The sequence below is a fragment of the Streptomyces sp. N50 genome, from assembly GCF_033335955.1.
In the GTDB taxonomy this organism is placed as follows: Bacteria; Actinomycetota; Actinomycetes; order Streptomycetales; family Streptomycetaceae; genus Streptomyces.
The window spans coordinates 3,071,290-3,097,694 of the sequence record NZ_CP137549.1 but is presented as its reverse complement, the minus strand read 5'-3'; the positions used below and the strand labels follow the sequence as shown (position 1 = coordinate 3,097,694).

The 26,405-nt window shown below is 69.5% G+C and carries 21 protein-coding genes; 8 read left to right on the top strand and 13 right to left on the bottom strand.

What is annotated here, in order from left to right; all coding sequences use genetic code 11:
* Positions 1–12 precede the first annotated feature (12 nt).
* The 3 genes from R2B38_RS13520 to R2B38_RS13510 all read right to left on the bottom strand — a co-directional run bounded on the left by R2B38_RS13520 (position 13) and on the right by R2B38_RS13510 (position 3,359).
* A complete protein-coding gene (locus R2B38_RS13520; protein ID WP_318016453.1) occupies positions 13–828 on the bottom strand; it encodes a DUF4253 domain-containing protein in 816 nt (271 codons plus the stop codon).
* Between the two features lie 137 nt (positions 829–965).
* Positions 966–2,003 (bottom strand): NAD-dependent epimerase/dehydratase family protein, encoded by a 1,038-nt coding sequence (locus R2B38_RS13515; RefSeq protein WP_318016452.1) that lies wholly within the window; start codon positions 2,001–2,003, stop codon positions 966–968.
* 51 nt (positions 2,004–2,054) lie between these two features.
* On the bottom strand, positions 2,055–3,359 hold the full coding sequence (locus R2B38_RS13510) for an MFS transporter (RefSeq protein WP_318016451.1): 1,305 nt from the start codon (positions 3,357–3,359) through the stop codon (positions 2,055–2,057).
* Between the two features lie 54 nt (positions 3,360–3,413).
* On the opposite strand from R2B38_RS13510, the gene R2B38_RS13505 reads away from it, so the two are divergent.
* Complete coding sequence (locus tag R2B38_RS13505) at positions 3,414–4,190, top strand: helix-turn-helix transcriptional regulator (protein WP_318016450.1); 777 nt, start codon at positions 3,414–3,416, stop codon at positions 4,188–4,190.
* A gap of 1,138 nt (positions 4,191–5,328) precedes the next feature.
* On the opposite strand, the gene R2B38_RS13500 is transcribed toward R2B38_RS13505, so the two are convergent.
* On the bottom strand, positions 5,329–6,375 hold the full coding sequence (locus R2B38_RS13500) for a LacI family DNA-binding transcriptional regulator (protein ID WP_033283883.1): 1,047 nt from the start codon (positions 6,373–6,375) through the stop codon (positions 5,329–5,331).
* 239 nt (positions 6,376–6,614) lie between these two features.
* Here R2B38_RS13500 and R2B38_RS13495 point away from each other — a divergent pair, with 239 nt between their 5' ends.
* The 4 genes from R2B38_RS13495 to R2B38_RS13480 all read left to right on the top strand — a co-directional run bounded on the left by R2B38_RS13495 (position 6,615) and on the right by R2B38_RS13480 (position 10,399).
* Positions 6,615–7,772 carry a Gfo/Idh/MocA family protein gene (locus R2B38_RS13495; RefSeq protein ID WP_033283884.1) on the top strand — a complete coding sequence of 386 codons (1,158 nt, stop codon included), beginning with the start codon at positions 6,615–6,617 and terminating at the stop codon, positions 7,770–7,772.
* The gene (locus R2B38_RS13490) at positions 7,769–8,923 is read left to right on the top strand and encodes a dihydrodipicolinate synthase family protein (RefSeq protein WP_318016449.1); all 1,155 of its coding nucleotides are present in this window, start codon (positions 7,769–7,771) and stop codon (positions 8,921–8,923) included. The genes R2B38_RS13495 and R2B38_RS13490 overlap by 4 nt, the downstream gene beginning before the upstream one ends.
* Complete coding sequence (locus R2B38_RS13485; protein ID WP_318016448.1) at positions 8,920–9,759, top strand: sugar phosphate isomerase/epimerase family protein; 840 nt, start codon at positions 8,920–8,922, stop codon at positions 9,757–9,759. The genes R2B38_RS13490 and R2B38_RS13485 overlap by 4 nt, the downstream gene beginning before the upstream one ends.
* Before the next feature lie 286 nt (positions 9,760–10,045).
* Entirely contained in the window at positions 10,046–10,399 is a 354-nt protein-coding gene (locus R2B38_RS13480; protein ID WP_051801265.1) for a hypothetical protein, read from the top strand.
* 114 nt (positions 10,400–10,513) lie between these two features.
* Here the strand turns inward: R2B38_RS13480 and R2B38_RS13475 are convergent, their stop codons facing one another.
* The 6 genes from R2B38_RS13475 to R2B38_RS13450 all read right to left on the bottom strand — a co-directional run bounded on the left by R2B38_RS13475 (position 10,514) and on the right by R2B38_RS13450 (position 16,974).
* Positions 10,514–10,894 (bottom strand): DUF937 domain-containing protein, encoded by a 381-nt coding sequence (locus R2B38_RS13475; RefSeq protein ID WP_318016447.1) that lies wholly within the window; start codon positions 10,892–10,894, stop codon positions 10,514–10,516.
* A 226-nt stretch (positions 10,895–11,120) separates the two neighbouring features.
* Positions 11,121–11,513, bottom strand: coding sequence for a D-ribose pyranase (gene rbsD, locus R2B38_RS13470; RefSeq protein ID WP_033283888.1), 393 nt, complete (start codon positions 11,511–11,513; stop codon positions 11,121–11,123).
* Positions 11,510–12,412 (bottom strand): ribokinase, encoded by a 903-nt coding sequence (locus R2B38_RS13465; protein WP_033283889.1) that lies wholly within the window; start codon positions 12,410–12,412, stop codon positions 11,510–11,512. The genes rbsD and R2B38_RS13465 overlap by 4 nt, the downstream gene beginning before the upstream one ends.
* A gap of 47 nt (positions 12,413–12,459) precedes the next feature.
* Positions 12,460–14,412 carry a substrate-binding domain-containing protein gene (locus R2B38_RS13460; protein ID WP_318016446.1) on the bottom strand — a complete coding sequence of 651 codons (1,953 nt, stop codon included), beginning with the start codon at positions 14,410–14,412 and terminating at the stop codon, positions 12,460–12,462.
* Positions 14,402–15,940 carry a sugar ABC transporter ATP-binding protein gene (locus R2B38_RS13455; protein WP_318016445.1) on the bottom strand — a complete coding sequence of 513 codons (1,539 nt, stop codon included), beginning with the start codon at positions 15,938–15,940 and terminating at the stop codon, positions 14,402–14,404. Before R2B38_RS13455 ends, R2B38_RS13460 begins: the two co-directional genes overlap by 11 nt.
* Positions 15,937–16,974 (bottom strand): LacI family DNA-binding transcriptional regulator, encoded by a 1,038-nt coding sequence (locus tag R2B38_RS13450; RefSeq protein WP_318016444.1) that lies wholly within the window; start codon positions 16,972–16,974, stop codon positions 15,937–15,939. The genes R2B38_RS13455 and R2B38_RS13450 overlap by 4 nt, the downstream gene beginning before the upstream one ends.
* 435 nt (positions 16,975–17,409) lie before the next feature.
* On the opposite strand from R2B38_RS13450, the gene R2B38_RS13445 reads away from it, so the two are divergent.
* From R2B38_RS13445 to R2B38_RS13435, 3 genes are all read left to right on the top strand, one after another.
* Positions 17,410–17,823: a hypothetical protein gene (locus R2B38_RS13445; RefSeq protein ID WP_318016443.1), complete on the top strand. Its 414-nt coding sequence runs from the start codon at positions 17,410–17,412 to the stop codon at positions 17,821–17,823.
* 264 nt (positions 17,824–18,087) lie between these two features.
* A complete protein-coding gene (locus R2B38_RS13440) occupies positions 18,088–20,343 on the top strand; it encodes an ATP-dependent RecD-like DNA helicase (RefSeq protein WP_318016442.1) in 2,256 nt (751 codons plus the stop codon).
* A gap of 243 nt (positions 20,344–20,586) precedes the next feature.
* Entirely contained in the window at positions 20,587–21,876 is a 1,290-nt protein-coding gene (locus tag R2B38_RS13435; protein ID WP_043669475.1) for a citrate synthase, read from the top strand.
* 846 nt (positions 21,877–22,722) lie between these two features.
* Here R2B38_RS13435 and R2B38_RS13430 read toward each other — a convergent pair.
* From R2B38_RS13430 to R2B38_RS13420, 3 genes are all read right to left on the bottom strand, one after another.
* Positions 22,723–24,978 carry a heavy metal translocating P-type ATPase gene (locus R2B38_RS13430; RefSeq protein WP_318016441.1) on the bottom strand — a complete coding sequence of 752 codons (2,256 nt, stop codon included), beginning with the start codon at positions 24,976–24,978 and terminating at the stop codon, positions 22,723–22,725.
* Positions 24,979–25,088: 110 nt separating this feature from the next.
* A complete protein-coding gene (locus R2B38_RS13425) occupies positions 25,089–25,328 on the bottom strand; it encodes a heavy-metal-associated domain-containing protein (protein WP_318016440.1) in 240 nt (79 codons plus the stop codon).
* A gap of 72 nt (positions 25,329–25,400) precedes the next feature.
* Positions 25,401–26,351, bottom strand: a complete 951-nt coding sequence (locus R2B38_RS13420; protein WP_318016439.1) for a PrsW family intramembrane metalloprotease — start codon at positions 26,349–26,351, stop codon at positions 25,401–25,403.
* Between the last annotated feature and the right edge of the window lie 54 nt (positions 26,352–26,405).

Sequence of the window (26,405 nt, the reverse complement as noted above, 5' to 3'; positions counted from 1 at the left end):
CCGAGCAGCGGACTAGTCCCACCAGAACCGCCACTGATGCCGCCCCACCAGCCCGTTCGCGTACTCCGGGAACGGCGTCGGCGGATCGTCCACGATGTTGTCCGCGGTCGACAGCACGTGTTCCAGGGCGAGTTGCTCCGCGTGCGGGACATCGAGCGGCGGCCGGGCCACCGACACGGTCAGCGCACCCCCGAACCCCGAAACGACCCGCGCCCCGAACCGCTCCTCCCAACTCCGCAGCAGCGCGGTCAACAGGGGAAGCGGAGCCTCGGCCGCCCACCCGACGATCGCCGGTACATCGGCGCTACGGCGCGCGGGCACGAGGGCCAACTGGCAGGTGTGCACAAAGGGTTCGTCCCCGAGCAGTTCCTCTACGGCCCGCTGGGCGGCCTGCGCCGCGCTCACCCCGGCACCCGTGTCGGCCCCGCCCGCCGCGAGCCCGGGCCAGCTCTCGAAGGGCGGCCCCGGGTCGTGCGGCCAGGGCTCGACGTACTCCCGGACGTCGTCCGGCACGCTGTCCGGCAACACGTCGGCCGCCGCCGGATTGGACCAGTACGGCAGCCGCCGGCGGCGATATTCGGCGAAGTCCGCCGCGAGCACGGCATCGAGCCGGATCGCGTCGACCTCACTCAGGTCCTCGGGCCGGTGGGGATCATCCCGCCAGCAGATGAACGGATAGAGCCCCGTGACGTCGGCGGACTCCAGCAGCCGGGGCCACAACTCGACGAGATCGTCGGGCAGTTCGTCGGAGAACCACACCTCCACGTCTCCTCGCGGCTCGAAGCGGCCGGAGGGCAGGGGCGGTTCGGCGGGAAGGGGGAAGGTCATGGCGGGACGATAGGGGGAGGTACTGACAACGGCGCCGGGGGAGTGGCGGATCCGGGATCTCCAGCCGTCATCAAGGACACCGGGACAAGGCGGACGTCCCCTCTTCCCTGTCCCTTCCCCGCCCTCGCCCTCCCTCGTTACCGCCCCGGCCGCCCGACCCGGCCCGCGAGAAAGGCGTCCTCGGCCGCGTAGTCGAAGTACTCCGCGAAGTAACCGTCGTCGACGGGTGGTCGGCCGTTCCTGGCCGCTTCCACCAGCCGGTCGAGTGCGGGCGCGATCGTGGTCGCGCAGGTACCGGCCGGCCGGTAACCGAGTGCCGTGGCGGCGGAGGTGTCGAGGAGGATCGGGTGCGGGGAGTCCCAGGGGGTGCGGCCCAGGCCGGCCGGTGCCGTGTCGTCCAGCAGGACCTCCTCCCACTCATGGCCCAGGTGTTCCGCGATCGCCCGGCAGATCTCCAGCGCGGCGGGCGCGTCCGGATCGGCGCAGTTGAGGACGCGGGTGCCGGGCCGCTCGGCGACCGTCTCGATGAGCGCGGCGAGATTCGCGGCGGCGGTGGTGTGGACGACCCCGGCGCCCCGATCGGCCAGCAGCAGGACCCTACGGCCGTCCAACACCCGCTTGACCACGGCCCATTCACGCGCCGGGGACGCCCCGACCCCGTGGATCTGCGAGGCCCGCAGCACGCTGACGGGCAACCCGCTCTCCAGCACGACCTGTTCGGCGGCGACTTTGTTGGCGCCGTAGCCTTCGCGCGAGCGGTAGTCGATGTCGGTGGTCGGGGCGAGGGTCGGCTGGGTCTCGGTGATCGGTGCGGTGAAGTGCGGCGGGACATCCGAGTTGACGTGATGGCCGACCGCGTCGACATACACGGCGCGACTCGAAATCACCACCGTGGAAGCGGAGTTGGCGGCGAGCGGCAGCAACGACCGTGCGTCGGCGGCGGTGAAACAGAGACAGTCGACGAGCAGATCGGCACCGGCTCCGAGAGCGGCCTGCGTCTGCCCCCGGTCGGCCCGGTCCGCCGCGATGAACTGCCCACCGGCGCCGGTCAGTTCGGCCGGCATCCGTGCCGGGTCCCGCCCGGTCACGTCCACCTGCCAGCCGGCCTCCAGCAACCGCAGCGCGGTCGCCCGTCCGACGAGTCCGGTTCCGCCGAGGATGAGGGCACGAGGCATGAGGGGATCGTAGGCCGGTGCCGGGCACGTGAGTTGACGCGTCCCGGGGTTTTACGGCCGCGAGGACGGTTGCGGCGCCGCGGTCACGTCGTACCGCCAGAACGGCCGGACCAGCAGGGCTCCCGCGATGACGACGACCACGCACAGCAGTGAGCTGCCCGTCCAGGCGAGGCCGAGGCCGGTGGTGGAGGCCATGGCGCCGGCGCGCAGGTCGCCGAGGCGGGGGCCGCCCGCGACGACGACGGTGAAGACGCCCTGGAGGCGGCCGCGCAGGGCGTCGGGGGCGTAGGTCTGGAGGATGGTCTGACGGTAGACCGCGCTGACCAGGTCGGCCGCTCCGGCGGCCGCCAACAGGGCTGCCGCGGCGAGGAGTTGGTGGACCGTACCCGCGAGGGCGACCGCGGCCGCCCAGACGACGACGGCGAGGGCGAGTGCCCGGCCCTGGCGGCGTACGCGTCCGATCCAGCCGCTGAACAGGCCCGCCGCGACCGACCCGATCGCGATGGACGAGTACAGCAGCCCCACCCCGCCGCCGAACCGCGTCTGTGCCGCCTCCGGGAACAGCGCGGTCGGCATGGCCAGTGTCATCGCCGCGATGTCGACCGCGAAGGACATCCAGAGCACCGGCGCGACGGCGATGAACCGCAGCCCGTCGAGGACCGAGCGCAGCCCGCCCGTGGTGGCGGCTCCCTCGCCGGTCGGCTTGACCGAGGGGAGGCGCAGGGCCGAGTGGAGGAGGAGGGAGAACAGCGCGGCGTCGGCGCCGTACGCCCAGCTGTAGCCGTGCGGGAGGGAGATCAGGACGCCCGCGACCAGTGGCCCGGCGACCTGCCCGACGTTGCCGGCGGTGAAGTACAGCGTGTTCGCGGCGGGCACCAGAGGGGTCGGCACGATACGGGGGATGATCGCGCCCCGGGCCGCGGACGACACGGCGAAGGCGCCGGCCTGCACGGCGACGAGGCCGAGGATGAGCGGTACCGAACGCACGCCCGCGACCGCCTGGAACAGCAGGGCGAGCGTGATCACCCAGGTCAGACAGGCCGACGCGAGGTACAGCGTGCGGCGGTCGAACCGGTCCGCGACGGCACCGCCGTACAGCCCGAAGACCACGAGCGGTACGAGGCCGGCGACCCCCGTCAGCCCCACGAACAGCGACGACCGGGACAGCTCGTACACCTGCACCGGGACGGTGACGTCGGTGACCATCGTCCCGACGTAGGCCGCGCTCTGCCCGATCAACAGGCGCCGGAAGACCGGGTGTTGGAGCGGACGGGTGTCGAGCGCGACACCGCGCATCCCGGAGGCGAGGCGGGTCTTCAGCGCGGGCGGGGAGGGAGCGGGGGGTGTCGTGGGCATGTCCTCACGCTGGCAGGACGGCCAGGTGCGGCGCTTCCGTTATTCTGCCGAGGTATGTCGGAAAACGGTCAGCCGGACGCGGTGGACGAGGCGGGGACGGAGCCGAGGGACACCACCCACGCCCACCTCGCGGGTGACGTCATCGGCCGTCACCAGCACGGCTACCACCAGCTGCTCTACGTCAGTGCCGGTGTGCTGGCGGTGCAGACGGGCGAGGCGTCCTGGGTGGCGTCGAGTGCGCGTGCGGTATGGCTCCCGGCGGGCATGTGGCACCAGCACCGGGTGCATGGGCACAGCTCCGTGCACACGATCGGTTTCGCCGCCCACGACGTGCTGCTGGACTCCGAGACCCCGGTCGTGGTGGCCGTGGACGCCCTGGTGCGCGAACTGATCATCGCGTGCAGCGAACCGGACCTCCCGCGGCAGGAGTCACGCCGCCTGCGCGCGGTCCTGCGGGACCGGCTCCGCCGCGCCCTGGTGGAGCCGCTGACGCTGCCCACGCCCACCAACTCCTTGCTGCGGCAGGCGTGTTCACTGGTGACGGAGGACCTACGGCAGCCCCGTACCGCCACCTGGCTGGCCCGCCGTATCGGCGTGAGCGAACGCACCCTGGCCCGCCTGTTCAGAACCGAGTTCGGCATGACGTATCCGCAATGGCGTACCAACGTCCGCGTCTTCCACGCGATGGTCCTCCTGGCGGAAGGGGCGACGGTCAGCGAGACGGGTCGCCAGTGCGGGTGGTCCACGACCAGCGCGTTCATCGACACGTTCAGCCGCACGATGGGTCAGACACCGGGTACGTACCGGATCGGACCCGGTGGACAGGCATAGGCATAGGCATAGGCAGGCTCATCGCGAGGCGGTCTGGTCTGTCGCGCAAGGCGGGCGTTGCAAGTGGGCGTTGGGTCGCCCGCTTCTTGGCCAGTGTCGGGCTTCCGCGGCCCGAGTAAAGGGCGCTCCCTGCGGTCACGTCGGCTGCGCCGATTCCGCTCCGCTCCACCCTTGACTAGGGCCGCTCCAGCCCGTTGGAGAAGCGAGCGGGCGACCCGAAAAGACGGTTACCCAGGCAGACGACCCGTTACGGCGATTACGAGGCTGACCGGTGCGGAGGGGACGCGCTCGCGTCTCGCCAGCACGCCCCGTCGGCTCAGCGGCCAACGCCGAGTGGGGCGGCGCGGCTGCGGATCGGCAGCACGCCCCGTCGCCCTGTCGCCCGTCGCCTCAGCGGCCTCAGCGGCTTGCGGCTGGTGGGGTGGCAGGCGGTGTGCGCTCGTGTCTCGTGTCTCGTCTCTGCGGTGGTGCGGTGGTGCGGTGGAGCGGGTGTGCGGGTGTGCGGGTGTGCGGTGGTGCAGGTGTGCGGCTTCGCGGTTGAGATCGAGCGGCGGACATACGGCCGAGCCGGGTCTGGCGGCCGGGGGGGGCGGGGAAGCTGTCCGTGAACTAACCTCCTAATCGGCATTTGAGTGGTTAGAAAAGGACACAGCCTCCCGCACCCCCACGCACCCCCCACGCATCCCCACGCATCCCCACGCACACAGACACGCACCACTCGGCGTTAGCCGCCAGGCCGACGCTGCGCCCCACCCACCCGGTGGGCGTGTCATCCACTCGGTGTCAGTCGCTAGGCCGACCCGGCGTGCCGCCAATCTGCAGTCGCGGCGTCCCACTCGGCGTCAGTCGCTAAGCCGACCCGGCGTGCCGCCAATCTGCAGTCGCGCCGCCCCACTCGGCGTCAGTCGCTAGGCCGACCCGGCGTGCCGCCAATCTGCAGTCGCGTCACCCCACTCGGCGTTAGACGCTGAGCCGACCCGGCGTGCTGGCGAGACGCGAGCGCGTTTCTCGGTGCCGCGCCGGGTGAGGGGGTGACGGGCCCGGGGTTCTGCGTACCTGGGCAACCGTCTTTCAGGGCTGCCCGCTTCAGAAGCGAGCGGGCAGCCCCACGGCCACACTCGAACCCGGCTCAGGACACCTACTTCCTCGGTACCCCAGAAGACCCCCGTACCATCAACTCCCCCCGAACCGTGGCGATCCCACCCGGCGGCGGCTCCTCCCGCCCCATCGCGATCCGCCCCGCCCGGGCCCCCGCCTCGGACAACGGCAACCGCACAGTCGTAAGCGAAGGCACCGCGTCCACGCTGAACGGCAGATCGTCGAACCCGGCGACCGAGACGTCGTCCGGAATCCGCCGCCCCGACTCCCGCAGCGCCGCACACGCCCCCACCGCGACGGAGTCGTTCGCCGCGACCACGGCCGTCAGCGACGGATCCCGCCGCAGCAGCTCCAGCGTCGCCTCGTACCCCGACCGCCGGTCGTAGCGGCCATGAACCGTCCACCGCGGATCCTCCACGATCCCGTGCGCGGCCAGCGCCTCCCGGTGACCCTCCAGCCGGTGCCGCGTCGTCGTCCGTTCCTCCGGCCCCGCGATGTAGCCCAGCCGGCGATGGCCGAGGCCGATGAGGTGCTCGGTCAGTTCACGTCCGCCGCCGCGGTTGTCGAAAGTCAGCGCGAACGCCCCCGTGTCCGGCGCCGGCGGCCGCCCGCAGAGCACCACCCGCGTCCCGGCCTCCCCCAGCTTCCGCAGCTTCGCCGCGACCGCCGCCGCGTGCGGCGCGTTCTCCATCGCGCCGCCGGTCAGCACGACCGCCGCCGCCCGCTGCCGTTGCAGCAGCGTCAGGTACGTCAGCTCGCGCTCCGGGGAGCCCCCCGTGTTGCACACCACCGCCAGCCGTTCCCCGCCCGCGCGACCCCCCGGCCCCCCGATCTCGCCCTGGATCGCGCTCGCCATGATCCCGAAGAAGGGGTCGGCGATGTCGTTGACCAGGATGCCGACCAGGTCGGAGGTGGCCGCGGCCAGCGCGCTCGCGGGACCGTTGAGCACGTAGTCCAGCTCGTCGACCGCCCGGAGCACCCGCTCGCGCGTGGTGGCCGCGACCGGATAGTTGCCGTTCAGTACGCGCGACACCGTCGCGGGGGAGACCTGGGCGCGGGCCGCCACGTCCGCCAGGGTCACCGTCATGTTGTTCGTCCTCCGGTCGCGCATCTTGTCGTACGCCGTTGTACATAGGCTGCTCAAAGGAAGCCCCCGTCCGAGCAGACCATAAGGCCACCTGCCCCGGTCGTTCGCCCCCTCGAACAACTCGACCCCATCACGGTCTTGTACAGACCAGTGGGCAAAGGCTAGCTTCTGCATATATAGAAAGCGCTTGCTGCGTTCTTGGGACGTACGTGGAAACGTGCGTGGACGAAGGGAAACACGTGACACGCAAGACGGTGCGTATCGCCATGAACGGCGTGACCGGGCGCATGGGCTACCGACAGCACCTCGTCCGCTCGATCCTCGCACTGCGCGAGCAGGGTGGTCTAGACCTCGGCGACGGTACGGTCCTGTGGCCGGAACCGATCCTCGTCGGCCGCCGCGAGCACGCGCTGAAGGCGCTTGCCGAGCAGCACGGCCTCGACCCGGCGAACGTCTCCACGGACGTCGACGCGGTCCTCGCCGACCCGACCGTCGAGATCTACTTCGACGCCCAGGTCACCTCGGCCCGCGAGGAGGCGCTCAAGAAGGCGATCGCCGCGGGCAAGCACATCTACACCGAGAAGCCGACGGCCACCGACTTCGAGGGCGCCCTCGAACTGGCCCGCCTCGCCGACGCCGCCGGCATCAAGCACGGCGTCGTCCAGGACAAGCTGTTCCTCCCGGGCCTGCTCAAGCTCAAGCGGCTCATCGACGGCGGCTTCTTCGGCCGGATCCTCTCCATCCGGGGCGAGTTCGGCTACTGGGTCTTCGAGGGCGACTGGCAGAGTGCCCAGCGCCCGTCGTGGAACTACCGCTCGGAGGACGGCGGCGGCATCGTCGTCGACATGTTCCCGCACTGGGAGTACGTCCTCCACGAGCTGTTCGGCCGCGTCAAGTCCGTCCAGGCCATCGCCACCACCCACATCCCGCAGCGCTGGGACGAGAACGGCAAGCCCTACGACGCCACCGCCGACGACGCCGCCTACGGCATCTTCGAACTCGACAGCGGCGCCATCGCCCAGATCAACTCCTCCTGGGCCGTCCGCGTCAACCGCGACGAACTCGTCGAGTTCCAGGTGGATGGGACCGAGGGGTCCGCTGTCGCTGGGCTCCGCAACTGCCGTGCCCAGCACCGGAGTTCCACTCCGAAGCCGGTGTGGAATCCCGACCTGCCCGCCACCGAAGTGTTCCGCGACCAGTGGCAGGAAGTCCCCGACAACACCGACTTCGACAACGGCTTCAAGGCGCAGTGGGAGCTGTTCCTCCGCCACGTCTACGCCGACGCCCCCTACCACTGGGACCTCCTGGCCGGCGCCCGCGGTGTCCAACTCGCCGAGCTGGGGCTGAAGTCGTCCGCAGAGGGCCGCCGCTTCGACGTTCCGGAGATCACCCTGTGACCATCCAACTCCCGGACAACAGCGGGGTCTTGAGGGCGTACGAGCCCCGACAGGAACCCCTCGCCGTCACCTCCGGCACCCCTTTCACCTCTCGTACGGTGTTCTCGGCGGCGCACGTCGTCGCCGACCCCTTCGCCGACACGAGCCCCGACTCGGCCGCCGCCGTCGACTGGGACGCCACCCTCGCCTTCCGCCGCCACCTCTGGTCGCACGGCCTCGGTGTCGCCGAGGCGATGGACACCGCCCAGCGCGGCATGGGCCTGGACTGGGCCGGCGCGGCCGAGCTGATCCGCCGAAGTGCCGCCGAGGCCAAGGCGGTTGGCGGCCGTATCGCCTGCGGTGTCGGCACCGACCAGCTCACAGGCCCCGCGTCCCTGGCCGACGTACAGGCCGCGTACGAGGAGCAGTTGGCGCTCGTCGAGGCGTCGGGCGCGCAGGCCATCCTGATGGCGTCCCGCGCGCTCGCGGCCGTAGCGAAGGGGCCCGAGGACTACCTTGAGGTCTACGGCCACCTGCTCCGTCAGGCGTCCGAGCCCGTCGTCCTGCACTGGCTCGGCCCCATGTTCGACCCGGCACTTGAGGGTTACTGGGGCTCGTCCGACCTGGACGCGGCCACCGACACGTTCCTCGAAGTCATCGCGGCCCACCCCGACAAGGTGGACGGCATCAAGGTGTCGCTCCTGGAGGCTCAGCGGGAGATCGACATCCGGCGCCGACTGCCGCAGGGTGTGCGCTGCTACACCGGCGACGACTTCAACTACCCCGAGCTGATCGCGGGCGACGACCAGGGCTTCAGCCACGCCCTGCTCGGCATCTTCGACCCGCTCGGCCCGCTGGCGGCGGAGGCGGTCCGCGTCCTGGACACCGGGAACACGGCCGGGTTCCGTGAACTCCTCGATCCGACGGTCGAGTTGTCCCGCCATCTCTTCCAGACGCCGACCCGCTTCTACAAGACCGGCGTGGTGTTCCTGGCCTGGCTCGCGGGCCACCAGTCGCACTTCACCATGGTCGGCGGACTCCAATCCGCCCGCTCCCTCCCGCACTTCGCCCGCGCCTACGAACTCGCCGACGGCCTGGGCCTGTTCCCCGACCCGAAGCTCGCGGAGGAACGGATGAAGAACCTGCTCGCCCTGTACGGAGTGAACCAGTGAGCGCCGCCGAACTCTCCCGCTTCTCCATCAACCAGATGACGGTGAAGCAGCTCGCCATGCCCGAACTGGTCGACGCGTGCCTGGAGTTGGGCGTCCCCGGCGTCGGGCTGTGGCGCGAGCCGGTCCAGTCGTACGGCCTGGAGGCGACCGCGAAGCTGGTCCGCGACGCGGGGCTCACGGTGACAACGTTGTGCAGGGGCGGCTTCTTCACCGCGATCGACCCGGACGAACGCGCCCGCGCCCTCGACGACAACCGCCGGGCCGTGGACGAGGCGGCAACGCTGGGAACCGACACCCTCGTCCTGGTGTCCGGTGGTCTCCCCGCCGGTTCCAAGGACCTGCACGGCGCGCGGGAGCGGATCGCCGACGCGCTGGGGGAGTTGGGGCCCTACGCCGAGGAGCGGGGCGTACGGCTGGCCATCGAGCCGCTGCACCCCATGTTCGCCTCCGACCGGTGCGTGGTCTCGACCCTCACCCAGGCCCTCGACCTCGCCGAGCGCTTCCCCGCCCAGCAGGTCGGCGTCACGGTGGACACGTACCACATCTGGTGGGACGACCGGGCGCCCGAGCAGATCGCCCGGGCGGGCGCGGGCGGCCGTATCCACACCTTCCAGCTCGCCGACTGGACCACCCCGCTGCCCGAGGGCGTGCTCAACGGCCGCGGGCAGATCGGCGACGGCGCGATCGACATGCGGGAGTGGCTGTCGTACGTCGAGGCCGCCGGATACACCGGGTCCATCGAGGTCGAACTGTTCAACGACGGGCTGTGGGCGCGGGACGGTCGCGAGGTGCTGGCGGAGACGGCGGCGCGGTTCGTGGAGCACGTGATCCGGTAGCGGGTCCGGTGCGTGCTCGGAATGTGAGAGTCACCTTCACACAGCTCGTTTTTATAAATGCAGATCAGGGTCCGTGCGGTGCGCGCTATTCCTGTGACTAGCCTGTCGATTTAGGTTTTTCGGAGCTTTCCGGAACCGTATCTCCCCAGGTCATGTCTGTAGGATCGTGCTCGCCGCGGGGCCGGGAGAAAGCCCGGAAGCGCGGTCTTCCGGGCTTTCTCTTGTATGAGAGAAGCCTGAGAGGTGCATAAGAGAAGTAATTCGAGAAACAAACAAGGAGTTAACTGTGAACGTGCGTATCGCCGCCGTCTCCGTGGCCTCCGCGGCGCTTGTCGCCGTCGGCGCCACCTCCGCCGTCGCCGCGCCCGCCCCGGCGAGCATCACCCTCAAGGCCAACCACAGCACCGTGAAGCTCGGTGACGTGGTCACCTTCACCGGCAAGTCCACCGGTCTCAAGGAGGGCAGCAAGGTGACGCTCCAGGTCAAGAGCGGCGCGACCTGGAAGTCCCTGCCGGTGACCGCCAAGGTCAACCACAGCGCCTACAAGCTGACCGACAAGTTCCAGAAGAAGGGCGTCCAGGTCCTGCGCGTCAAGGACGGCGCCGCCGTGTCCAAGGCGGTCTCGGTCACCGTCCGCTGACGACGGCCGCACCCCTGACACACCCCTGATCCCTGCCCCACCCCGTTCGATCCGGGGTGGGGCAGGAGGTCAGGAGTATGCCGTACCGACCGGCCGACACCCGCACCGCGCGGGTTACTTCTTCTTTGCCGCCCGCTTCGTGAGCACCGTCAGCACCACCGGGACCAGCATCTCGACGACCCGTGCGACGGTCGCCGGCGGCAGACCCGTCTTCTTGGCCACCGCGTTCGCCACGGGTTTGGCCGCCTTCGCCAGCACCCCGGCCATGAGCCCGCCGGTCGCGAAACCGCCCAGCGTGGCCACGCCCTGGAGCGGAGCCTCCTGAGGCGTCTCCACGGCCGCCGCCTCGCCGGACAGCGCCGAGACCGTCGTCCCGACGACCTCCCGCGCGCCCGCCTCGTCCGTGCCCAGCAGCCCCGCGATCTCCTGGACCTTGTCGCCGCCCAGCTCGTCGAGGACGGCGCCCTGGAAGGTCGTAGCCGAGTCTTCGCTCATGTCTGAAACGCTACGTCCGCCCGGTTTGGTCGGCACCCGGAGCCCGTCTTGAAGAATTCTCAAGATGTCGTACAACCCTCCCCGTAGTACGTGGGTCGTACTTGGCATCAGGACTCTTGGAGGGGGATCTGGGGGGATCACGAGGGGTTCTGATGCTGGAGGGGAAAACCCGAGGGGGCACGGTCGACGGACCGGGCCCCCTCGAATTTATGGTCCCGAACGGTCTCTAGAAGAACACCCCGCACCGCAGCAGCACATTCGCGTACGGCCGTGCCTCGCCCGTCCGGACGATCAGCCGCGCGTCCGCCGACAGCTCCTTGAGCCGCTCGTGGGAGACGAGGTCCAGACCGTCGGGGAAGCGGGCGTCGAGCAGGGCCGTGGCCGCTCGATTCGCGCCGCGCACCTCGGTCGCCGCCGTCGCGCCCTCCACCACCAGCTCGGCCAGCAGCCCGTCCAGCACCTCCTCGAACGACGGCACCCCGGCACGGAACGCCAGGTCCACCACCCGGGGCCCCTTCGGGATCGGCATCCCGGCGTCGCACACCAGCACCCCGTCCCCGTGCCCCAACTCGGCCAGCGCGCCGGAGAGATGACGGTTGAGAATCCCTGCCTTCTTCACAGCGCGGCGACCTCGTCCGCCGTGGGGAAGGAGTCCTGGGCACCCTTACGGGTCACGGCCACCGCCCCGACGCGGGCCGCGTACTCCGCCGCCTCGGCAAGCGACAGCCCCGCACCCAGCTTCCACGCCAGCGCCGCGGTGAACGCGTCGCCCGCGCCCGTCGTGTCCACGGCGTCCACCTTCACGGACGGCACCCGGGTGACCCCGTCCTTGGACGCCACCAGCGCGCCCTCCGCGCCCAGCGTCACGACCACCGAACGCGGCCCCTTCGCCAGCAGGATCCGCGCCCAGTCCTCGGGCCGCTCGCTCACACACGCGTCCCCGAGGATCACCTTCGCCTCGTGCTCGTTGACGATCAACGGGTCGCAGGCGGCCAGGACTTCGGCCGGAAGCGGCCGGGGCGGCGACGGGTTCAGCACGAAGCGGCTGCCGTCCGCGAGATTCCGTACGACCTCCACGACCGTCTCCAGCGGGATCTCCAGCTGCACGGAGACCACCCGGGCGGCCTGGAAGAGGCACCCGGCGGCCTGGACGTCCACGGGGTACAGCTTTCCGTTGGCCCCCGGCGACACCACGATGCTGTTGTCGCCGGACGGGTCGACGGTGATCAGCGCGACCCCGGTCGGCGCGCCGCCGACCAGGACGCCCACCGTGTCGACCCCGGCGGCCCGCTGCGAGTCGAGCAGCAGCCGGCCGTGCGCGTCGTCGCCGACCCGGGCCAGCAGGACCGTACGGGCTCCCAGCCGGGCGGCGGCGACCGCCTGGTTGGCGCCCTTGCCGCCGGGGTGGACGGTCAGGTCGGAACCGAGGACCGTCTCGCCGGCGCCCGGCCGCCGCTCGACGCCGATCACGAGGTCGGCGTTGGCCGATCCCACGACCAGGAGGTCGTAGTCGTACATCAATTGACTCCCCACAGTGGTGACTTGGAGTGTGGATCCGGTCGTCGTCAGCCGGTGAACCCGGCCACGTTCTCCTTGGTGACCACCTTCACGGGCACCTTCACCGTCGTCTCCACCTTCTTGCCCTGAGCGGCGCGCAGCGCGTTGTCCACGGCAATTCTGCCGAGCTGGCTGGGCTGTTGCGCCACGGACGCGTACAGCGTGCCCTGCTTGACGGCGGTCAGGCCGTCCGGCGTGCCGTCGAAGCCCACGACCGAGACCGACTTCCCTGCCTTGGAGCCGAGCGCCTTGATCGCGCCGAGGGCCATCTCGTCGTTGGCGGCGATGACGCCCTGGACGTCGGGGTGCGCCTGGAGCAGGTTCGACATCACGTCGAGGCCCTTGGTGCGGTCGAAGTCGGCCGGCTGCTGGGCGACGACCTGGATGCCGGGGAAGGCCTTCAGCCCCTTGGCGAAGCCCTCCGCCCGCTCACGCGCCGCCGAAGTGCCCGCCTGGCCCTGGAGGATGACGATCTTGCCGGTGCCGCCCAGCTTCTCGGCGACGGTCTTGGCGGCGAGTTCACCGCCCACGACGTTGTCGGAGGCGACGAGCGTGTCCACGGCCGCCTTGTTGACGCCCCGGTCGACGGCGATGACCGGGATCTTCGCCTTGTCGGCGGCCTTCACGGAGTTGCTCGCCGCGTCCGAGTCCACCGGGTTGACGATGATCGCGCCGTAGTTCGAACTGGTGAAGTTCTGGAGCTGGTTGGCCTGCTGCGAGGCGTCGTTCTGCGCGTCCGTGACGGTCAGGTCCAGACCCAGCTTCTTCGCCTCGGCCTGCGCGCCCGACCGGATCTGCACGAAGAACGGGTTGTTGAGCGTGGAGAGCGACAGCCCGAGCTTGGGCTTGGACGAGGTCGAGGAGTCGTTGTGCAGGAAGGAGGTCGCGCCGACGATCGCGATGGTGACGACGGCCGCGAGCGCGTACGTGGTCGCCTGCTTGCCCTTTCCGCCGATGCCACCGCCCGTACCGGAGGCGGGAGTTGCCCCCGCCTTGCGGCGCACGGTGTCCAGCAGGACGGCCAGCGCGATCACGACACCGATGACGACCTGCTGCCAAAAGGCGGACACGGAAAGGAGGTTGAGGCCGTTGCGCAGCACCGCGAGGATCAGCGCGCCGATGAGGGTGCCGGACGCCTTGCCGGTGCCGCCCGCGAGGGAGGCGCCGCCGATGACGACCGCCGCGATCGCGTCCAGCTCGTAACCGTCGGCCGCCTGCGGCTGCGCGGAGGAGAGCCGGGAGGCGAGGACGATGCCCGCGGCGGCGGCGAAGACGCCGGACAGGGCGTAGATCGCGAGCTTCTGCTTGGAGACGCGCAACCCCGAGAGCCGCGCGGCCTCTTCGTTGCCGCCGATCGCGTACATGGACCGGCCGATGTACGTCCGCCCGAGGACGAAGGCCGCGATGAGCCCCATCACGATCATCACGAGGACCGGCACCGGCAGCCACCCGCCGAGCGTGTCACCGAGGTGCGAGACCGAGTCCGGGAAGGCGATCGGGGAACCCTGCGAGATCACCAGCGACAGACCGCGCGCCACCGACAGCATCGCCAACGTCGCGATGAACGGCGGGAGTTTGCCGTAAGCGATGAGGAAGCCGTTGACGAGACCGGCCGCGATACCCGTGGCGATCGCGAGGACGACGGCGAGGAAGACCGGGACGCCGTGCTGCGTGGCGCTCCAGGCGAGGACGGTGGCGGACAGGGCGGCCACCGAACCGACCGACAGGTCGATGCCCGCCGAGACGATCACGAAGGTGACGCCGAAGGCGAGGATGGCGGTCACGGCCGCCTGGACACCGACGTTGAGGAGGTTGTCGGTGGTCAGGAAGTCGCCGGACAGCGCCGACATGGCGATGACCAGGACGATGAGCGCGGTCAACGCGCCGTTGTCCAGGAGCAGTCGGCGGATCCCCGAGACGCCACTCGCGCCCGGCGTGCTCAGATGCGTGTCAGTGGCCACGGTGGCCCTCCACAGCGGTAGTTGCTTGGTTCGGTGTGCTGGGTGTGCTGACGGCGAGCGCCATCACGGAGTCCTGCGTGGCCTGTTCGGCGGAGAGTTCGCCCGCGATGCGCCCCTGGGCCATGACCAGCACCCGGTCGCTCATGCCGAGGACTTCGGGCAGATCGCTGGAGATCATGAGGACGGCGGCGCCGGCGGCCGTGAGTTCATTGATGAGTTGATAGATCTCGACCTTGGCGCCGACGTCGATGCCGCGCGTCGGCTCGTCCAGGATCAGCACCTTGGTGTCGGCGAGCAGCCACTTGCCGATGACGACCTTCTGCTGGTTGCCCCCGGACAGCGTCCGCACCTGCTGGCCGAGTCCGGCCATCCGTACGCCCAGTTGCTTTGCGATCCGCGCGGCGGCGACCCGCTGCCCCTTGAGGTCGACAAGACCACCCTTGGTGGCGGCCCGCATGGTGACGAGCCCGAGGTTCTCCTCGACCGACTGGTCCAGGACGAGCCCCTGCCCCTTGCGGTCCTCGGGGACGAGCCCGATTCCGGCCGCCATGGCCGCGTTGACGTCATGCTTGGGGATGAGTCCACCGGAGACGGTGACGGCCCCCCGGTCGTAGGGGTCGGCCCCGAAGACAGCCCGTACGACCTCGGTACGACCGGCCCCGACGAGCCCGGCGATGCCGACGACCTCACCGGCCCGCACCTCGAAGCTGATGTCGTGGAAGACCCCGTCCCGGGTGAGCCCCTCGACGGAGAGCAACGCGGCGCCGGCGTCCGGCCGTTCACGCGGGTACTGCTGCTCGATGGAGCGCCCGACCATGAGCCGTACGAGCTCGTCCTCCGGGGTGGAGGCAGGCACCTGCCCGACGGACCGACCGTCCCTGATCACGGTGACGCGGTCACCAAGGGCGGCGATTTCCTCAAGATGATGAGTGATGAAGACGATCCCGACCCCGTCCGCGCGCAGTTGACGCACAATCGCGAACAGCTTCTCGACCTCTTCGGAGGTGAGCACGGCGGTCGGCTCGTCCATGATGAGCACGCGCGCGTCGAGGCTGAGCGCCTTGGCGATCTCGACCATCTGGAGCCGCGCGATACCGAGTTCACGGACACGCGCGCGGGGAGAGACATCGACCCCCACCCGCTCCAGCAGAACGGCGGCGTCGGCCTCCATCCGCTTCCGGTCGATCATCCCGAGGCGACGCGGCTGCCGCCCCAGGAAGATGTTCTCGGCGACCGTCAGATCGGGAACGAGGTTGAACTCCTGGTAGATGGTGGCGATCCCGAGGTGCGCGGAGTCCTGCGCGCTGTGGATACGCACCTCCTCGCCGCCGACCACGATCCGGCCGCCGTCGGGGCGGTAGGCACCGGAGAGCATCTTGATGAGGGTGCTCTTGCCCGCGCCGTTCTCACCGAGCAGCACATGGACCTCACCCCGGCGCAGATCGAAGTCGACGCCGTCCAGCGCGACGACACCGGGGAAGGTCTTGCGGATGCCCTCGATGCGCAGCAACTCGTCCTGGTTGCTCACGACGTGCTCCTTCGAACAGGGGATGACGAGGTTTCGGGCTCACCGGGTTCGCCGCACGAGCGGCGCACGACGAGCCGGGCGGGAAGGGTGACGGACTGGGGCGCCCGTCCCTCGATCCGGTCGACCAGGGCGCGTACTGCGGCCCGCCCGAGGTCTCCGGTCGGCTGGGCGATCGCGGTGATCGGCGGATCGGTGTGCACGAACCACCGGATGTCGTCGAACGCGGCCAGCGCGAGATCCTCCGGAACTCGCAGCCCACGCGCGCGTACGGCGTCCAGGGCGCCCAAGGCCATCAGGTTGTCGGCGGCGAACACGACCTCGGGCGGCTCGGCCAGATCGAGGAACCCTTCGGTCACCCGCCGCCCGCTCTCGACCTGGAAGTCGCCCTGGCCGATGTAGGCGTCGGGGAGCGGAATCCCGTACTCACCGAGCGCGTCCCGGAAAGCGGCGACGCGCTCGCTACCAGTGGTCGTAGCCGCAGGCCCCGAGATGATGGCGAGCCGGCGATGCCCGAGCCCGTGCAGATGCGCGACGAGATCCCGGATCGCGGCCCGCCCGTCGGCCCGCACGACGGGCACGTCCAGGCCCGGGATCCACCGGTCCACGAACACCATCGGGGTACCCGCGCGGGCGGCGTCCAGCATGCCGGGGGAGCCGCCGTCGGTGGGGGAGACGAGCAGTCCGTCGATACGGCGGTCCAGCAGCGTCCGCACGTGGTGGTCCTGCAGCTCCGGCCGCTCGTCGGCGTTACCGATGATCACGCTGTAACCGAGCGCCCGGGCCTCCTCCTCGACGGAGCGGGCCAGCTCGGTGAAGTACGGGTTCAGCACATCGCTGATGACCAGCCCGAGGGTGCGGGTCTGGTCGGTGCGCAGCGAACGGGCGACGGCGTTCGGGCGGTAGCCCAGCGCCTCTACGGCGGCCAGCACACGCGTGCGTGCGTCGTCACTGACCGACGGATGGTCGTTCAGCACCCGCGACACCGTGGCCACGGAAACCCCGGCCTCGGCGGCGACGTCCTTGATGCTCGCCATCGCCGTTCCACCTCCTTGTGGAATCGATTACACGGAGGATTGGAATCGATTACATACGGATGAGGCAAGGGGGTGCGAGTGGCCGAAACCCAATCGTGACCGGCGGTGAGGTGCGCGGTACCCCGTGGCTCGGTGGACCGGTCGGGAGGGCTCCACGCTGCGCGAGGTGGCGCGGTACGAGCGCGCGGTGATGCGGGAGGGCAACCTGCCTCGCTCGGCGCCCCGGCCGCCTTCTGGTTGAGAACGGGCCGCCGAGAGCGGGTGCTCACCTCGCGACTTTCGACGCGTGCTCCCCGACCGACAACCACTGATCCGGAAATCCCATATAGCGGCAAGATCGCAATCTGCTAGGCTCAATCTGCCAATTAGGGGGCCGCCGTGGTCTGTTGAGATCAGGAACGGTCGGGTTTGGGCAATAAAGAATGGGGGAACAGCGTGAAATTGGGCAAGATGCGGGCTGTCTGCATCACACTGAGCGCGTTCGGATTGGGACTGGTCACGGCCAACTCCGCGTCCGCGGCGTACTGGAGCTATGGCGCCTACGAAGGCGGCGGGTACGGCGTGTGGAACTACGACCCGGGCCCCGACTCGATCGGCTACGGTGACGCACCCGGGGACGCGATCGCGGCCTGTGACATCGCGTCGGACGGCTGGGGCATCGAGGTCAGGCTCGACATAGGCCGCGACGGGGACATCGACCGCAAGGTCAGCACCCGCGGGCATACCGCCGACTACTGCTCGGGCTATGTGACCGGCGACATCAAGGAAGGAACTCCCGTCCGCGTGTGGGTCGTGAAGGTCAGCGGTTCGACCGACTACCACCCCGTCTACAAGGACGGAACCGCGTAAATTCCCACCATTCTGGTGGTCGAATTCTCCCGGAGTTCCATCCCGTGGATTGAATTCCGTCCCGTGAGGCTGGGGCGTGCCAGGAGATGCCGGGCCTTTCTTGAAGGCCCGGCAGTCGGGGTTTTCGCGCGTCACGCAAAGTCGTGCTGGAGACCATGGTGTCGCGGCGCGGAGGCCGGGGCCGAGTCTGTGAAATAGGCGGCGATGTCGCGGGGCCGCCGGACTCCCCAGCCCGTTGTCACACCCGCCCGGTACCGTCGGACCATGTCCAATCAGGCGGGGAACGCGACGGGCGAGCGACACCTCGCCGTCCTCGAAGGCGTCCTGGAGCGCATCACCTACGCCAACGAGGAGAACGGCTACACGGTCGCCCGCGTCGACACCGGCCGGGGCGGCGGCGACCTCCTCACCGTCGTGGGCGCGCTGCTCGGCGCACAGGCCGGTGAATCCCTCCGCATGGAGGGCCGTTGGGGCTCGCACCCCCAGTACGGCAAGCAGTTCACCGTCGAGAACTACACGACCCTCCTCCCCGCCACGATCCAGGGCATCCGCCGCTACCTCGGATCCGGCCTCGTCAAGGGCATCGGCCCGGTCTTCGCCGACCGCATCACCCAGCACTTCGGCCTGGACACCCTCCAGATCATCGAGGACGAGCCCAAGCGCCTCATCGAGGTCCCGGGGCTCGGCCCCAAACGCACCAAGAAGATCGCCGACGCCTGGGAGGAGCAGAAGGCGATCAAGGAGGTCATGCTCTTCCTCCAGACCGTCGAGGTGTCGACGTCGATCGCGGTCCGCATCTACAAGAAGTACGGCGACGCGTCGATCTCGATAGTGAAGAACCAGCCGTACCGCCTCGCCTCCGACGTCTGGGGCATCGGTTTCCTCACCGCCGACAAGATCGCCCAGTCCGTCGGCATCCCGCACGACAGCCCGGAGCGCGTCAAGGCAGGCCTCCAGTACGCCCTTTCGCAGGCGACCGACCAGGGCAACTGCTACCTCCCCGAAGAGCGCCTGATCGCCGACGCGGTCAAGCTCCTCCAGGTCGACACCGGCCTCGTCATCGAGTGCCTGGCCGAACTCGCCCTCCCGGACGAGGAGTCGGGCGACCCCGGGGTCGTACGCGAAAAAGTCCCCGGACTCGACGGCAGCCCCGACCCCGTCACCGCCGTCTACCTGGTCCCCTTCCACCGCGCCGAACTCTCCCTCGCCGCCCAGCTCCGCCGCCTCCTGCGCGCGGACGCGGACCGCATGCCCGGCTTCCACGACGTGGCCTGGGACAAGGCGCTGGCGTGGCTGAAGGGGCGTACGGGCGTGGAGCTCGCCCCCGAGCAAGAAGCCGCCGTCCGGCTCGCGTTGACGAAAAAAGTCGCCGTCCTCACCGGCGGCCCCGGCTGCGGCAAGTCCTTCACGGTCCGCTCCATCGTCGAGCTGGCCCGCGCCAAGAAGGCCAAGGTCGTCCTCGCCGCCCCCACCGGCCGCGCGGCCAAGCGCCTCGCCGAACTCACCGGTGCCGAAGCCTCAACTGTCCACCGCCTCCTGGAACTCAAGCCCGGCGGCGACGCGGCGTACGACAAGGACCGCCCCCTGGACGCGGACCTGGTGGTCGTCGACGAGGCCTCCATGCTCGACCTGCTCCTCGCCAACAAGCTCGTCAAAGCAGTGCCCCCAGGAGCCCACATCCTCTTCGTAGGAGACGTGGACCAGCTCCCCAGCGTCGGCGCCGGCGAGGTGCTGCGCGATCTGCTGGCCGACGGCGGCCCGATCCCCGCCGTACGCCTCACGCGCGTGTTCCGACAGGCCCAGCAGTCCGGCGTCATCACGAACGCGCACCGGATCAACTCCGGGCAGCACCCCGTCACCGACGGCATGAAGGACTTCTTCCTTTTCGTCGAGGACGACACGGAGGAGGTCGGCCGGCTCACCGTCGACGTGGTGGCGCGGCGCATTCCGGCCAAGTTCGGGCTCGACCCGCGCCGGGACGTGCAGGTCCTCGCGCCCATGCACCGGGGACCGGCGGGCGCGGGCAACCTCAACGGCCTGCTGCAGCAGGCGATCACGCCCGGCCGGCCCGACGTCCCCGAGAAGCGGTTCGGCGGCCGGGTCTTCCGGGTCGGCGACAAGGTCACCCAGATCCGCAACAACTACGAGAAGGGCGAGAACGGCGTCTTCAACGGCACGGTGGGCGTCGTCACCTCACTCGACCCGGTGGATCAGCGCCTCACGGTGCTGACGGACGAGGATGAAGAAGTTCCGTACGAATTCGACGAACTCGACGAACTGGCGCACGCCTACGCGGTGACCATCCACCGCTCCCAGGGCAGCGAATATCCGGCCGTCGTGATCCCGGTCACCACGAGCGCGTGGACCATGCTTCAGCGGAACCTGCTGTATACGGCCGTGACCCGGGCCAAACAACTGGTCGTCCTCGTAGGTTCACGCAAGGCGATAGGCCAGGCGGTCCGCACGGTGTCGGCGGGCAGGCGCTGCACGGCACTGGACTTCAGGCTCTCGGGCCCGTGAGCGCAGGTGTTCGGGCCCGCCGTCGGACTCATCACAAAAAATGATCGATCAAATGAGTCAGGAAGGTCACACAGCACTTCCAGATGCCGGGGTAGAGGGGGCAGGATGAACAGGTTGGCGGCACTGAGTGCCGCCAATAGGCCCAATGGTCGACCCCGAGTGCACTCTCCTGCGCCAAATGGGGGATGGTAGAGACAGTCAGGGCAACCTCGAAGAAGAGGCACAACGTCGGTGAGGGATGACGTGAGCGACAACTCTGTAGTACTGCGGTACGGCGACGGCGAGTACACCTACCCGGTGATCGACAGCACCGTCGGCGACAAGGGCTTCGACATCGGGAAGCTCCGCGCCCAGACCGGTCTGGTGACGCTGGACAGCGGCTATGGGAACACCGCCGCCTATAAATCCGCCATCACCTACCTCGACGGTGAGCAGGGCATCCTCCGGTACCGCGGCTACCCGATCGAGCAGCTGGCCGAGCGCTCCACGTTCGTGGAGGTCGCCTACCTGCTCATCAACGGCGAGCTGCCGACCGTCGACGAGCTCACCGTGTTCAAGAACGACATCACGCAGCACACCCTGCTGCACGAGGACGTCAAGAACTTCTACAAGGGCTTCCCGCGCGACGCCCACCCGATGGCGATGCTGTCGTCGGTCGTCTCGGCGCTGTCCACCTTCTACCAGGACAGCCACAACCCGTTCGACGAGAAGCAGCGCAACCTCTCCACGATCCGTCTGCTCGCCAAGCTTCCGACGATCGCGGCGTACGCGTACAAGAAGTCGATCGGCCACCCGTTCGTCTACCCGCGCAACGACCTCGGCTACGTCGAGAACTTCCTGCGCATGACCTTCTCGGTCCCGGCGCAGGAGTACGACCTCGACCCGGTCGTCGTCTCCGCGCTGGACAAACTGCTGATCCTGCACGCGGACCACGAGCAGAACTGCTCCACGTCCACGGTCCGCCTGGTCGGTTCCTCGCAGGCCAACATGTTCGCCTCGATCTCGGCCGGCATCAACGCGCTGTGGGGCCCGCTGCACGGCGGTGCCAACCAGTCGGTCCTGGAGATGCTGGAAGGCATCCAGGCCAACGGCGGCGACGTCGACTCCTTCATCCGCAAGGTGAAGAACAAGGAGGACGGCGTCCGCCTGATGGGCTTCGGCCACCGGGTGTACAAGTCCTTCGACCCGCGCGCGAAGATCATCAAGGCGGCGGCGCACGACGTCCTCTCCGCCCTCGGCAAGTCCGACGAGCTGCTGGACATCGCGCTGAAGCTCGAAGAGCACGCGCTCTCCGACGACTACTTCGTCTCGCGCAACCTCTACCCGAACGTCGACTTCTACACCGGCCTGATCTACCGGGCCATGGGCTTCCCGACCGAGATGTTCACGGTCCTGTTCGCCCTGGGCCGCCTCCCGGGCTGGATCGCCCAGTGGCACGAGATGATCAAGGAGCCCGGTTCGCGTATCGGGCGCCCGCGTCAGATCTACACCGGTGTCGTCGAGCGGGACTTCATCCCGGTTGAGGGTCGCTGAAGCGAGTAGCTCCGCTGGGTCCGTTGTGTGTTTGCCGCGGGCCCGGTGGGGGCTGGTCGCGCAGTTCCCCGCGCCCCTAAAAGCCAAAAACACCGGTGTTGCAGCAGCCGCCCCTTCGACTCCCTCGCCTCACGTCGGCGAGTGAGCCGAAGGGGCGCGTCCGTGTCGAGACCGCGAGCGCGCGGAGGCCCGCAGGGTCGAGCACGGTCGTGGTCTCGACACGGACTTTGGCGCCCCGGAGGCGAACCGAGCCTTAAAAAGGGGTGGGAAGAAGGCGCCCTGCCGACGGTCCCCCCACGGGCCGGCGTACAGGGCGCCTTCCCATGTCCCGGTGCGGATTCCCCCCACGGGATCCGGCCGGGCGTCTTTGAGAACCAGCGCCTGAATCGCTGTACTGCGTACTGCCGAAGCTCGATGAAGCTGAGCTTCGTTTGAGTAGAACGAGCAAAACTCCTCGTACTACTGGGTGGAGCCAGTGATGTGTGCGATCTGCCGGGACATCGCACGTCGGGAGGGCCGCTCAAAGCTCCCCGTTGCACGTGCCCCGGCAACGCATCTCTGAGGAAGTCCCCCAAGACATCCTCAGATGCCAGTTCGCGCCCCCCAAGACGCTTGCTGACATCGTCAACTTAGACCTTCGAAGCCCTTCGATGGTTACGTTCACACCACTGTGATCTGCGTCTCTTGCATATGTCCGTTAGATGCGCAAGAGCCCCGATGTCGTGGTCGGGACCCCAGCGTAAGGATGATGCGCGAGCCTTGTGAAGAGCTTATGTGAGGCCGTCCTCGGTCTCTAGGGGGACTCTTACTTCAGCTTCCCGTAACTCCCGGTAACTTTGCGGAACTTCAGCGAAATGTCCGAAGTCGCAGGCTGTTGGAGACCACGAACACCGACGAGAAGGCCATCGCGGCCCCGGCGATCATGGGATTCAGCATCCCCGCGGCGGCCAGCGGAAGCGCCGCCACGTTGTATCCAAAAGCCCACACGAGATTGCCCTTGATGGTGCTGAGCGTCCGCCGGGACAGCCGGATCGCGTCCGCGGCCACCCGCAGGTCCCCGCGCACCAGTGTCAGATCGCTCGCCTCGATCGCCGCGTCCGTCCCGGTGCCCATCGCGAGCCCGAGATCGGCGGTGGCGAGCGCGGCGGCGTCGTTGACCCCGTCGCCGACCATGGCGACGCTCCGTCCCTCGCCCTGCAGCCGTCGTACGACAGCGACCTTGTCCTCGGGCAGCACCTCGGCGATGACGTCCCCGGGGGCGATCCCGACGGCGGCGGCCACGGCTTCCGCGACCGCGCGGTTGTCGCCGGTCAGCAGCACCGGGGTGAGTCCGAGGGCCCGCAGCTCCCGTACGGCCTCCGCGCTCGTCTCCTTGACCGCGTCGGCGACCGCGACGACTCCGCGCGCGGCTCCGTCCCAGCCGACCACCACGGCCGTACGTCCGCCGCTCTCGGCCTCGGACCTGGCGCGGGCCAACTCCTCCGGGAGATCGTCGTAGAGGCGCCCCACGGCCACCTCGCGGCCCTCCACGCGGCCGCGTACGCCGCGTCCGGGCACGTTCTCGAAGTGCTCGGCGGACGGCAGGGGTCCGACCCGCTCCTCCGCGCCCGCGGCGACGGCCCGCGCGACGGGGTGCTCGGAGGCGTGCTCCAGGGCGCCCGCGAGCCGCAGCAGCTCCCGCTCGTCGGTGCCGTCGGCGACGTGGACCTCCTGGAGGGTCATGCGGCCGGTGGTGATGGTGCCGGTCTTGTCGAGTACGACCGTGTCGACGCGGCGGGTGGACTCCAGGACCTCGGGGCCCTTGATCAGGATGCCGAGCTGGGCGCCGCGGCCGGTGCCGACCATGAGGGCGGTCGGGGTGGCCAGGCCCAGCGCGCACGGGCAGGCGATGATCAGCACGGCGACGGCCGCGGTGAACGCGGCGGCCACATCGCCGGTGACCGCGAGCCACACCCCGAAGGTGCCGACCGCGATCAGCAGCACCACCGGCACGAAGACCCCGGAGATCCGGTCCGCGAGCCGCTGCACCTCGGCCTTGCCGTTCTGCGCGTCCTCCACCAGCCGCGCCATCCGCGCGAGTTGGGTGTCCGAACCGACCCGGCTCGCTTCTACGACGAGTCGCCCGCCGGCGTTCACCGTCGCGCCGGTGACCGTGTCACCCGGTGCCACGTCCACCGGCACCGACTCGCCGGTCAGCATCGACGCGTCGACCGCCGAGATGCCCTCGACGACGGTGCCGTCGGTCGCGATCTTCTCCCCGGGCCGTAAGACGAAACGGTCCCCGACCGCCAACTCGGCCACGGGCAGCCGTACTTCACGGCCGTCGCGCAGAACTGCCACGTCCTTGGCGCCCAGTTGCATGAGCGCGCGCAGGGCCGCGCCCGCACGGCGCTTGGAGCGGGCCTCCAGATAGCGGCCCAGCAGGATCAACGCGACCACTCCGGCGGCCACTTCGAGGTAGATCGTCGAGGCGCCGTCCGTACGCGAGACGGTGAGACGGAACTCGTCGTGCATGCCGGCCATGCCCGCGTCGCCGAAGAACAGCGCCCACAGCGACCAGCCGAACGCGGCGAGCGTGCCGACCGAGACGAGGGTGTCCATGGTCGCGGCGCCGTGCCGCGCGTTGGTGAACGCGGCCTTGTTGAACGGGAGTCCGCCCCAGACGACGACGGGCGCGGCGAGGGTGAGCGCGAGCCACTGCCAGTCGTCGAACTGGAGGGCGGGGATCATCGAGAGCAGCACGACGGGCAGTGCAAGCAGGGCGGAGACGGTCAACCGCTCGCGCAGGGAGTCGAGTTCGGGATCCGGCGCGTCCTCCGGGGCTTCCGTCTCCGGTTCCGGCGGGGCGGGTTCCTCGGCGGTGTACCCGGTCTTCACCACGGTCGCGATGAGGTCGGCCACCTGGATGCCCGCCGGGTAGCTCACCTTCGCCTTCTCCGTCGCGTAGTTGACGGTGGCGCTGACGCCGTCCATGCGGTTGAGCTTCTTCTCGACGCGGGCCGCGCAGGAGGCGCAGGTCATCCCGCCGATGAGCAACTCGACCTCGGCGGCGGCCGATTCGGGGTCCGCGGCTATGGGTGTCGCTGTGGTGGTACTGGTCATGTCCGGACTCCAGACATCGGACCGGACCGCGCGGAGCCAGTATCAGCTGGTCGGCAGGGCCCGGTCGGAAAGCAGAATCGTCGTGCGGGTGTCGCTCGGGCTGATGCCGGTCAGGCCTGGCCGACGAGCTCGAAGCCCGCCTCGTCGACCGCCGCGCGGACGGTCTCGTCGTCGAGCGGGCCGGCGGAGACGACCGTGACCTCGCCGGTCGACGCGACGGCCTTCACCGAGGTGACGCCGGGCAGCTGGGAGATCTCGCCGGAGACGGAGCCCTCGCAGTGTCCGCAGCTCATCCCGCTCACCTTGTAGACGGTGGTGACGGAACCCTGGGTGTCGGTCTGGGCGGTCATGTCGTTCTCCTCGTGGAGGCGTGTGAGGTCGGAGTGGCCCACGGTGGCTCACTCTGTCCTCAGAGTATACCCCTAGGGGGTATTTCTCCAAGAGGGATCGCGCCGGGCCAGCGACCGCGCCCAGGTGATGCCGTACAGGGCGACGAGCACCATCCCGCCCACCGAGAACAGCGTGAACAGATGCTCCTGTTGGTCGGTCGGGCTCGGGATGTAGCCCTGGGCGAACAGGTGCTTGTCGAGGCCCGTGCTCGACAGGCGTGCCACCAGCCAGATCGCGATGCCGTGCGTCGAGTCCCACAGGGCGTGCAGCAAGGAGACGCCGAGATACGTGCCGACGACCGGGGCGGTGAAACGGAAGCGTCCGTTCAACTGCCGGTACGTGAGCAGGACGCCACCCGCGATCGCCGTCCACAGGCCGTGCCCGAAGGGCGCGAGGACCCCGCGCAGGATCTCGGTCTCCAGGAGTGCCCGCAGGTCGATGCCCTTGATGGAGACGGCCGCGTTGAAGGCGTACCCGGCGCTCTCCAGGGCGGCGAACCCGAAGCCGACCGTCGCGCCGAGCACCAGCCCGGCGCGCATCCCGTGCAGCCGGGGCTGCCGGCGCAGCACGAACATCAGTGCCCCGAGCTTCACGGCCTCCTCGATGAGGCCGACGCCGACGAACATCCACAAGGAGGGATGCAGCAGGTAGTACTCCATCACCGAGGCACCCAGCACCCCGAGCGTGCCGCCGGTCAGGAAGCAGCCCAGGATCACGCTGACGCCCAGGTCGCGCCCGTGCCGCTCGTACGCCCACAGGACGAAGGTCACCGGCACCAGGAAGCTGCCGAGCAGGATCAGTGTCGGCAGGAGGGTGGTGTTCTTCGTCGCGTACGTGACCAGCGCGGTCAGCACCCACAGCGCCAGCCCGCCGCCCAGGCAGTGCTTCCACAGTCCGGTACGGATCTGGGGGTACGTCGGCGGTGGCTGCTGCGGCCCGGGGATGCGGGCCCGGGGCGCACCGGGCGGCGGAGAGTAGGTCACGGCAAATCCCCTCGTACTTCTACAGGGCAGATTTACCGGCACTTTATGGTAGGT